This is a genomic window from Campylobacter sp. RM12637 (assembly GCF_020137645.1).
GTDB lineage: Bacteria > Campylobacterota > Campylobacteria > Campylobacterales > Campylobacteraceae > Campylobacter_E.
Genome location: NZ_JACGAV010000014.1, coordinates 37,415 through 44,406, shown reverse-complemented (window position 1 = coordinate 44,406; position 6,992 = coordinate 37,415). Strand labels below are relative to the sequence as shown.

The window sequence follows — 6,992 nt, the reverse complement described above, 5'->3', positions numbered from 1 at the left end:
GAATTTGAAATAGAAATTCGGAATTGGGAAAAAGGGGTGGAAATATCGGTATTTAGGTGCTTTTAAGCTAAAACACAAAATTCGCTCACATTAAAAAAATAAACGCTTTAAAAACTTTCAAAAATGCTTATCTTGTTTCATAAAAAATAGTTGGCAAGTTAAAAACTTGCCTTGTATAAAAAAGGATAAAAGATGATTTGGTATTTAATAAAATTTGAAGTTGCTTTAATGGTTTTAATGTGTTTAACACTTATAATCTTAGATAAATATGCATCAAAAGAAAATCAACTATCTAAAAATAAAATTAAGGTTTATATTTTGTGTGTTGTAGGACTAATTTATCTTATAAAATGTGTTTAAAGGACAAATAATGAAAATTATTGATACTTGGATATTAGTGGCTATGGTTTTAATATGTTTTTGTGTTGTTGTTTTGACTTACGAAGACTATAAAAAAGCCTTAGCTAGTGGTAATGAAAGAAGGATTGATAAAGACAGAAAAGATTTAAAAGAAGCAATAGCTATATTATTTGTAGCGATAGTTTGCTTTATTTTAGGGTTTTTGTTTTTTTGATAGGTGCTTGGCAAAGGCTAGAAACTTGTTGTTTAAAAAAAATAAGGATAGAAAATGGTAAAGGTAAAGTTAAAGTTTAAAACTGATGAAGAAGAATTAAAAAAATTGGCAAGTGAATATAATTTAGCAGATAAAAAAGCGTTAAAAGCTATAGAGATTTATTGCTTGATAGAAAAATTACTTCCTAATGAGTTTGTTGTAGAAGGTAAAGGAATTTTTGGGATTAATAATACAATACTAACATTGCAAGATGAAATAAAGTTCGTAGAATTAATGGCTGTAGATCTTCATAATGCGTTTAATGTATTTATGAGTGATGAACTTATAAAAAGATTTGAACAAGAAGAAAGCTTTTATAAGTATTTTGAAGCTAAAAATATGCTAGGAGAATTTTCTACAAGGCAAATAGCTATGATATTTTGTATGTGTTTTTATAGATTTTATTCTTATTTAATAGCAAGGCGTGAAAATAAGTCAACTAATATTCGTAATTTGAATGAGATAGTTGATAATGATTTAGGTTTTGGTAGATTTGATTTGGGTCTTGTATTTGAAGAACTTAATATAGAACGAGAAAATGAAAAAAGAAGTCATCACAGATATTATGAAGTAGTACAAAATAAAGAATTATACTACAGCACGATTTGTAAGCTGATATTTAAAAGGATTTTTTGTGAAATTGAAAAAACGCAAGAAAAACAGCAAATTGTAAATGAAAATAATACTGATATAATACGAGAATCACTACTTAAAGGTTTTTTTTAAAGGAGCGTTAATGGATATAGTAATTATGTATTTATTAGGTGGATTAGGTTATCTTTATGCTGCTTTTAGATGTCGTAAGGATAAGATAGATTTTTTAGTTTTACTTATATTTGCGATATTTTTTATCGCTGCAGGAATTAAAGAAATATTAGCTGCTTATTGATTAGTTTTGAACCACCGAGTTTTTCTCGGTGGTTGCTTATTTTGTAATTCTCCCCTTTATTTTAATGTTTTTTAAAAATCACAAAGGGGCGATTATTGTTTAAATTATTTAAAGGAAAAAGTATGAGAATAGAAGAATTGATAAAGAAATTAGTTGCATTACAAAATGCTTATGGAAACTACAAAGTGTTTTTAAAAGAAAACGAGAATAGTATAAGAATAATAGAAGATATTGTGCTTGAAGAAGCAATACTAATGATTGATGATGAAAAAGTAGGAAATCATAATTATTTCCTAATTGGCTGAAAGGGTAAAAATGAAAGATTTTCAAATGATTTTGGAATTAAAAGAATTATTAATTAAAACATTTCAAGGTAGTAAAGATATATTTCCTACAAGACCATATGACACTATCATTGTTGCAGGACTTATTAGGGTTTATAAATCTAAAACAAGGGCAAAAACATTAAATATCTTTTTAAAACATTGGATAAAGACTTCACTAGATGATTTATATAAAGATAATTTTAAAGTTGTATTACAAAATCATAAAGGTTTTATATGCTTTAAAGAAGTAGCCTTGCATTGTATGAATGAAACTAAAAGGATAAAAGATGTTTCCAAATAGAGATTACGAAAATATAGAAAAATTTATTAAGGATTTAGAAGAAGCAGGAGCTGATGGCTTTTTCTTCAGCCATATAGATGAAATAGTGTGTCACAAGATAAAACAGGATATTTATTTTAGTTATTTATCTAATATTTTAAATATTAAAAGCTATACCCCTATGAATATCAAACTAGCCTACAGAAAGCTTGAAGAAAGCAAAAGGCAAGAAGTATTTAGCGGACTTATTGCTTATTTAAAATCTACTTATTTAGATTTTAAAAGAGAAAAAATCCAATTGATAAGTAAAAAACAACTAAAAGAAGTTATTGAGTATTGGGAAAAAATAGGGAAAGTTTATGGATATGACTATGCTGACCCAAGACTTTTAAAATCAGGTAAAGATAATTACTTTTTTGAAAATGAAGTAATAAAGCGTATTTTAAGAACAGATTGTTTGCAATTGAGATTTTTATTAGATTATACAAATAGAGATAGAACAAGGGTTGAATTTTTAGAAAATTATTGGGTAAGGCATATTAAAGAGAATGAAACGCCTTATGAATTAGTCGTTAGAGTAATAGAAGAAATCAACCAAATAAACAAGTATTTTGAATTTGTTTGGGATAAGGATGAGTGATGAGAGAATTAAAAGATTTAAAAGATTGGTGGATAGAACATTATAAAAAGCAAATTGATGAGCTAAAAAAGATTAGAAAAAACAAATTATATAGCCAAAAAGAAAAAGAAGTTTCTTCTATAGGAGCTGAATTTAATGCGTATGAAGGTTGGTTTTATTTTGATATTGGAGCTAAGTTTAAACTAATACCTTTACAAAACGACCTATACCATAAAATAAATAGCTTAGATAGTAAAATTAGAAAAGAGTTTGCTTATGAGTTCATAACAAAAGTCTTAAATGGCTATATTTTAAGTGGCATTGTAGAACCGATGAGTAAAGAGCTAGTTGACCCATTTGAATGGAGCTTTTGTTTTGGCTATATTGATAAAAAAGAGCCACAATGTATTAACTTTTTAGACTTTTATGGTGTAAATGATGCAGAGCGTTTGGTGGAAGAAGTTGGGTGCAAAAAATACAACGAGCTTACAGATATGGATGCTGGATATATCAATAGTATGAGTGATTTTTCAGCGTTACTTATTTTAACAGATAGCAAAACCGCGAGTGAATTTATAAAAGATTTTTTAAAAAGGATAAAAAATGGTTAGTAAAGGTTTTTGTGAAAGAGCAACGATGGTTGATAGTGAAATCATTTGCGATAAGGATTTAGATTTAGAAGCTTTAGGACTTTATAGTTTTTTGGTGTTTTTAAGCAATATAAGCGAACCTATAAATCTTTATAAGATAGCAAAAAGCAGAAATATAGATTTTAAAAAACATTATAAAACACTAAAAAGACTTGAAGAAAAAGGATATATAGAATTACGAGACTTAAGAAATATCCTTGCCAAAGAAAGCCTTAATAGTAACGATAAGTTTGAGAATATCGTAGTTAAAGTTCATAATATGTATAGTAGAAAAAGACCACAATTAGGAGAATGATATGGAGCTTAAAGAATTTATAAAGCAGCTTAAAGCCGAGATTGATTGTGTAAATACAAATCCTAAGCTTTATTTTTATATTGAAAATTACGGAATAAAAGCTGAAATTAAAGAAATAAAAGCTTTTAGCGAAAAAGCAATAGATATAAAGCTAATAGCAGAAGAAGTTTAGAAAGGAATAAAATGTTAGAAAGATTTAAGAGATTATTGGAGATAGCAAAAAATGATGAAGAGTTTAAAAAAGAGTTGGCTGATTGCTTAGATAAGGCAGAAACTACTAAAAACCTTAAGTATTTTCAATATGGGCTTTATAGCGATGAAGAAATAGAGCAAATATCACAAAAAATTTTAAGAGCAGATTTAATGTATAAGCTAATTCCTAATAGTATAAAACTACTTAATAATGAGCTTAGTTTTGCTTTTGATGTATCTAGTGATAAGATATTTTTAAAATACGATGTGAAAAACTATAGACCTATTGATTTAGATATTGTTTTTGATGGACACCCAGATACAAACGAAGAAGATAAAAAAAGAGTAAAGGATTTAACTTATAAAAAGATATGGAATGAACTACGTATAGAAGAAAACAAAGCATTATGTAGTAAAGTAATATCGCTTGCAAAAACGCAAGATTTTCAAACAAAACAAGCAATTTCTAAAACAAAACTAGATGAGTTATTAGAAAAGCTTGATGAAACTATTGAAAGTGTAGATTGTATTCCACACAATAGTGTAAATTCGGTATCAGGCGATTGCAGTGATATAGTTGATGAATTAGAAGAATTAAAAACCGAACTTAAAGATTTATTTACAATAAAACTGATTTAACACACACCCAAATTCCCCTTATTTAATAATGTTTTTTTATAAAACACCCAAAAGGGCGAGTATTGTTTAAAGAAAGGAAAAAAAGATGACTTATGAAGAATTAAAAGAGATTAAGCAAAGGCTTGATAAGTGGAGAGAGCAAAGGTATTTAAGTTATGAAAGTCAGCAAAAAGGCTTCGTGCCGAATATCCTAGATGAGCTAAGAGAGTATTATCTAGCAAAAGATGACGATGAAAGGGTCGCTGAATTATGCGATATAGTAATTTATTGTTTAAATGTAAAAGAGTTAGAAGAGTTTGGGTTAAGTAATAAGCGTGCTGCTTCGCTAAGACATTTGATAGATAATCTAGCAAATATGATAAGCACAAAATACACAGGACTTGAGCTTGATTTTAAAAGCGAGTTAGCATTAGCTAGTATTGAAGGACTTATTGAAGTTAGTATAAGAATAATTCAAAGAATGAACTATAACCCTTATGAATGCCTAAAAGAAAAGGTAAAAGAGATAGAAAGCAGAAGTGGTAAATATGATGAGAGTTTAGGTAAGTTTATTAAAGATTTTGGAACTTATACAAAAGAAGAAGCAAAAGAATTAATCATTAGTTTTTATTACGCTTGGGAAGAAGATGATATTAAATACGATAAAGAAGATGAAGATTATTTTTATTTCATTATCACAACAGAAAACAATCGTATTGAAAAAATCAAAAAATGGCATAAAGCTAAGATGATTAAATGCTTAGCATAGATGAATATCTAAAAGCAAAAAATATAAAAAACCCACAATTAAAAAAATCATACGATTTACTAATTAGCTATGAGCTAACTCATAAAAAGTTTAGCAAGGCTGATTTTTTAAATGAGCTTTATATTTTTTGCACCACATTAAAACAAAACAGGTTTTTAAAAGAACGCTACATTCAAGCGTTTTTTTTAATTAATGAAATTGAAAAGAATTTAAAACAAAATTAGAAAGGAAAAACAATGAAACGACACCCAATTTTGAATAGTGATTGTTCTCATTACGACAATGAGAGCGAACCTACGATTTTACAAATACAAAAAGAATTAACCTTAGATGAATTAATCGGCTTTTGCAAAGGCAATGTTATAAAGTATAAAAAAAGATATGGCAAAAAAGAAGGGGAGAATTTAGAAAATAATATAGATAAACAAACTACATATAGGTATGGAGCTTTATTTTATAAATTATTTAAAAGTTTTAAAGCTAATTCAGAAGAACAAGAGATTTTAACTAAGATTTGGAATGCAAATATAACCGAAAAAGAAGCAAGAGATTATTTGGCTAAAAATAAAGCCGCTGCAGAAAATAAAAAAATGTGTTATGTAATTGTTTGCGATATTTTAGAGTATTTATTAAGGAGCTAAAATGCAAGAGTTAAAAGATATTTTTGATTTTTTAAATCAAATGGATTATGAAACGCTTTTTAAGAACTTAAAAGGCATAAACGATAAAGATTTACAAGAAAAGCTAAGAAAAGAAATCAATATTAATTTTAAAACCAACGCTGATTTATCTTATGAAGAATTAAGGCTATATGGATACAGAAAACTTACTAAACCTGAAGCGTTTTTACAAATAAAAAACGCCTTAGAAAAGTTCTACAAAAGTAAAGAGCTAAAGTTTTATATCTATAAAGAAAACAAACAAATTTGTTTAAATGATTTAGATGTTAGCAAAAGCTTTTTTGCTTGGTATGTTGAAAATACTAAGCCACAGATTTATTTTGAATACAAAAATAAAGAATATAACTTAAAAATATACGATGTATATTTTTATGATGTTTTGCTAGGCAATAAAACAATCCTAGAGCTTGAAGCGAATAAGGTTTTTGGTAAAAAAATGAGCGAATGCTTATACGAATTAAACAAAATAAAAGAAAGGCTAGATAATGAGTTTTATAAATAATTTTGAGACAAAGCAAAAGCTTGTAAATATAGAAAATGGCATTAATTCGCTTAAAAACAAAATAAACACAAGCGTTGATTTAAGCGAAGTTTTAAACAAATTAACAAGTATTGAAGCAAGATTAGAAAGGATAGAAAATGAGCTTAGAGAAGCTATCAAAAAACCTACAAATATATAGAGAGTATTTAAAACTAAGTGAATTATTAGATTTTAATCACGAAGCTTTTAACAATATTAAAAAAGAATTTAATGCAGGAGATATGAGAACTTTAATAATTAGGCTAAAAGATATGATTGATAAGATAGAAAGAATATTTTATTATAAAAAATGCTTAGAAAAAATAGCCTACCCTAAGTTTATACAAGCATTGAATAACTTAGATAAAAAGGAGCTAGAAAAGTTTTCACAAAACACAAAGCATTTTTTAGCTTCTAAAAGCGTAAAAACAAAAGATATTAAAAAACATTTAGCTTACGATTTTAAATATGTTTTAAAAGATACTGCATTGTTGCAAGATTTAAAAAACTTGTTAGTCTTAATTTAATCCCTTTTTTTGAC

Annotated in this window: 17 protein-coding genes; all 17 read left to right on the top strand. The window is 26.9% G+C overall.

All coding sequences use genetic code 11. The features are described 5' to 3' along the window. Nucleotides 1–192: 192 nt before the first annotated feature. The 17 genes from AVBRAN12637_RS07535 (at nt 193) to AVBRAN12637_RS07455 (ending at nt 6,978) form a co-directional block, all read left to right on the top strand. Nucleotides 193–360 carry a hypothetical protein gene (locus AVBRAN12637_RS07535; RefSeq protein ID WP_239803410.1) on the top strand — a complete coding sequence of 56 codons (168 nt, stop codon included), beginning with the start codon at nt 193–195 and terminating at the stop codon, nt 358–360. Nucleotides 361–370: 10 nt separating this feature from the next. Next, nucleotides 371–574, top strand: a complete 204-nt coding sequence (locus AVBRAN12637_RS07530; RefSeq protein ID WP_239803411.1) for a hypothetical protein — start codon at nt 371–373, stop codon at nt 572–574. 54 nt (nt 575–628) lie between these two features. Continuing rightward, nucleotides 629–1,339 (top strand): hypothetical protein, encoded by a 711-nt coding sequence (locus AVBRAN12637_RS07525; protein ID WP_336615617.1) that lies wholly within the window; start codon nt 629–631, stop codon nt 1,337–1,339. A 10-nt stretch (nt 1,340–1,349) separates the two neighbouring features. Further along, nucleotides 1,350–1,502 (top strand): hypothetical protein, encoded by a 153-nt coding sequence (locus AVBRAN12637_RS07520; RefSeq protein ID WP_239803413.1) that lies wholly within the window; start codon nt 1,350–1,352, stop codon nt 1,500–1,502. 122 nt (nt 1,503–1,624) lie between these two features. Then, nucleotides 1,625–1,807 (top strand): hypothetical protein, encoded by a 183-nt coding sequence (locus AVBRAN12637_RS07515; RefSeq protein WP_239803414.1) that lies wholly within the window; start codon nt 1,625–1,627, stop codon nt 1,805–1,807. Between the two features lie 10 nt (nt 1,808–1,817). Then, nucleotides 1,818–2,129, top strand: coding sequence for a hypothetical protein (locus AVBRAN12637_RS07510; protein ID WP_239803415.1), 312 nt, complete (start codon nt 1,818–1,820; stop codon nt 2,127–2,129). Continuing rightward, nucleotides 2,116–2,748: a hypothetical protein gene (locus tag AVBRAN12637_RS07505; RefSeq protein WP_239803416.1), complete on the top strand. Its 633-nt coding sequence runs from the start codon at nt 2,116–2,118 to the stop codon at nt 2,746–2,748. Before AVBRAN12637_RS07510 ends, AVBRAN12637_RS07505 begins: the two co-directional genes overlap by 14 nt. Then, complete coding sequence (locus tag AVBRAN12637_RS07500) at nt 2,748–3,338, top strand: hypothetical protein (protein WP_239803417.1); 591 nt, start codon at nt 2,748–2,750, stop codon at nt 3,336–3,338. The genes AVBRAN12637_RS07505 and AVBRAN12637_RS07500 overlap by 1 nt, the downstream gene beginning before the upstream one ends. Continuing rightward, on the top strand, nt 3,331–3,672 hold the full coding sequence (locus tag AVBRAN12637_RS07495) for a hypothetical protein (protein WP_239803418.1): 342 nt from the start codon (nt 3,331–3,333) through the stop codon (nt 3,670–3,672). The genes AVBRAN12637_RS07500 and AVBRAN12637_RS07495 overlap by 8 nt, the downstream gene beginning before the upstream one ends. A 1-nt stretch (nt 3,673) precedes the next feature. After that, nucleotides 3,674–3,844 (top strand): hypothetical protein, encoded by a 171-nt coding sequence (locus AVBRAN12637_RS07490; protein WP_239803419.1) that lies wholly within the window; start codon nt 3,674–3,676, stop codon nt 3,842–3,844. A gap of 11 nt (nt 3,845–3,855) precedes the next feature. Beyond that, nucleotides 3,856–4,503, top strand: coding sequence for a hypothetical protein (locus AVBRAN12637_RS07485; RefSeq protein WP_336615616.1), 648 nt, complete (start codon nt 3,856–3,858; stop codon nt 4,501–4,503). An 85-nt stretch (nt 4,504–4,588) separates the two neighbouring features. After that, nucleotides 4,589–5,251, top strand: a complete 663-nt coding sequence (locus tag AVBRAN12637_RS07480; RefSeq protein ID WP_239803421.1) for a hypothetical protein — start codon at nt 4,589–4,591, stop codon at nt 5,249–5,251. After that, a complete protein-coding gene (locus AVBRAN12637_RS07475) occupies nt 5,239–5,475 on the top strand; it encodes a hypothetical protein (protein ID WP_239803422.1) in 237 nt (78 codons plus the stop codon). Before AVBRAN12637_RS07480 ends, AVBRAN12637_RS07475 begins: the two co-directional genes overlap by 13 nt. A gap of 12 nt (nt 5,476–5,487) precedes the next feature. Further along, nucleotides 5,488–5,892 (top strand): DUF3310 domain-containing protein, encoded by a 405-nt coding sequence (locus AVBRAN12637_RS07470; protein ID WP_239803423.1) that lies wholly within the window; start codon nt 5,488–5,490, stop codon nt 5,890–5,892. Nucleotide 5,893: 1 nt separating this feature from the next. Further along, the gene (locus AVBRAN12637_RS07465; protein WP_336615615.1) at nt 5,894–6,433 is read left to right on the top strand and encodes a hypothetical protein; all 540 of its coding nucleotides are present in this window, start codon (nt 5,894–5,896) and stop codon (nt 6,431–6,433) included. Next, nucleotides 6,417–6,611: a hypothetical protein gene (locus AVBRAN12637_RS07460; RefSeq protein ID WP_336615614.1), complete on the top strand. Its 195-nt coding sequence runs from the start codon at nt 6,417–6,419 to the stop codon at nt 6,609–6,611. Before AVBRAN12637_RS07465 ends, AVBRAN12637_RS07460 begins: the two co-directional genes overlap by 17 nt. Beyond that, nucleotides 6,571–6,978 carry a hypothetical protein gene (locus AVBRAN12637_RS07455; protein ID WP_336615613.1) on the top strand — a complete coding sequence of 136 codons (408 nt, stop codon included), beginning with the start codon at nt 6,571–6,573 and terminating at the stop codon, nt 6,976–6,978. The genes AVBRAN12637_RS07460 and AVBRAN12637_RS07455 overlap by 41 nt, the downstream gene beginning before the upstream one ends. Nucleotides 6,979–6,992 lie beyond the last annotated feature (14 nt).

Excerpts from the sequence above, each read along its gene's own strand:
- AVBRAN12637_RS07535 (WP_239803410.1), top strand. The coding sequence starts at position 193 with ATGATTTGGTATTTAATAAAATTTGAAGTTGCTTTAATGGTTTTAATG.
- AVBRAN12637_RS07530 (WP_239803411.1), top strand. The coding sequence starts at position 371 with ATGAAAATTATTGATACTTGGATATTAGTGGCTATGGTTTTAATATGT.
- AVBRAN12637_RS07525 (WP_336615617.1), top strand. The coding sequence starts at position 629 with ATGGTAAAGGTAAAGTTAAAGTTTAAAACTGATGAAGAAGAATTAAAA.
- AVBRAN12637_RS07520 (WP_239803413.1), top strand. The coding sequence starts at position 1,350 with ATGGATATAGTAATTATGTATTTATTAGGTGGATTAGGTTATCTTTAT.
- AVBRAN12637_RS07515 (WP_239803414.1), top strand. The coding sequence starts at position 1,625 with ATGAGAATAGAAGAATTGATAAAGAAATTAGTTGCATTACAAAATGCT.
- AVBRAN12637_RS07510 (WP_239803415.1), top strand. The coding sequence starts at position 1,818 with ATGAAAGATTTTCAAATGATTTTGGAATTAAAAGAATTATTAATTAAA.
- AVBRAN12637_RS07505 (WP_239803416.1), top strand. The coding sequence starts at position 2,116 with ATGTTTCCAAATAGAGATTACGAAAATATAGAAAAATTTATTAAGGAT.
- AVBRAN12637_RS07500 (WP_239803417.1), top strand. The coding sequence starts at position 2,748 with ATGAGAGAATTAAAAGATTTAAAAGATTGGTGGATAGAACATTATAAA.
- AVBRAN12637_RS07495 (WP_239803418.1), top strand. The coding sequence starts at position 3,331 with ATGGTTAGTAAAGGTTTTTGTGAAAGAGCAACGATGGTTGATAGTGAA.
- AVBRAN12637_RS07490 (WP_239803419.1), top strand. The coding sequence starts at position 3,674 with ATGGAGCTTAAAGAATTTATAAAGCAGCTTAAAGCCGAGATTGATTGT.
- AVBRAN12637_RS07485 (WP_336615616.1), top strand. The coding sequence starts at position 3,856 with ATGTTAGAAAGATTTAAGAGATTATTGGAGATAGCAAAAAATGATGAA.
- AVBRAN12637_RS07480 (WP_239803421.1), top strand. The coding sequence starts at position 4,589 with ATGACTTATGAAGAATTAAAAGAGATTAAGCAAAGGCTTGATAAGTGG.
- AVBRAN12637_RS07475 (WP_239803422.1), top strand. The coding sequence starts at position 5,239 with ATGCTTAGCATAGATGAATATCTAAAAGCAAAAAATATAAAAAACCCA.
- AVBRAN12637_RS07470 (WP_239803423.1), top strand. The coding sequence starts at position 5,488 with ATGAAACGACACCCAATTTTGAATAGTGATTGTTCTCATTACGACAAT.
- AVBRAN12637_RS07465 (WP_336615615.1), top strand. The coding sequence starts at position 5,894 with ATGCAAGAGTTAAAAGATATTTTTGATTTTTTAAATCAAATGGATTAT.
- AVBRAN12637_RS07460 (WP_336615614.1), top strand. The coding sequence starts at position 6,417 with ATGAGTTTTATAAATAATTTTGAGACAAAGCAAAAGCTTGTAAATATA.
- AVBRAN12637_RS07455 (WP_336615613.1), top strand. The coding sequence starts at position 6,571 with ATGAGCTTAGAGAAGCTATCAAAAAACCTACAAATATATAGAGAGTAT.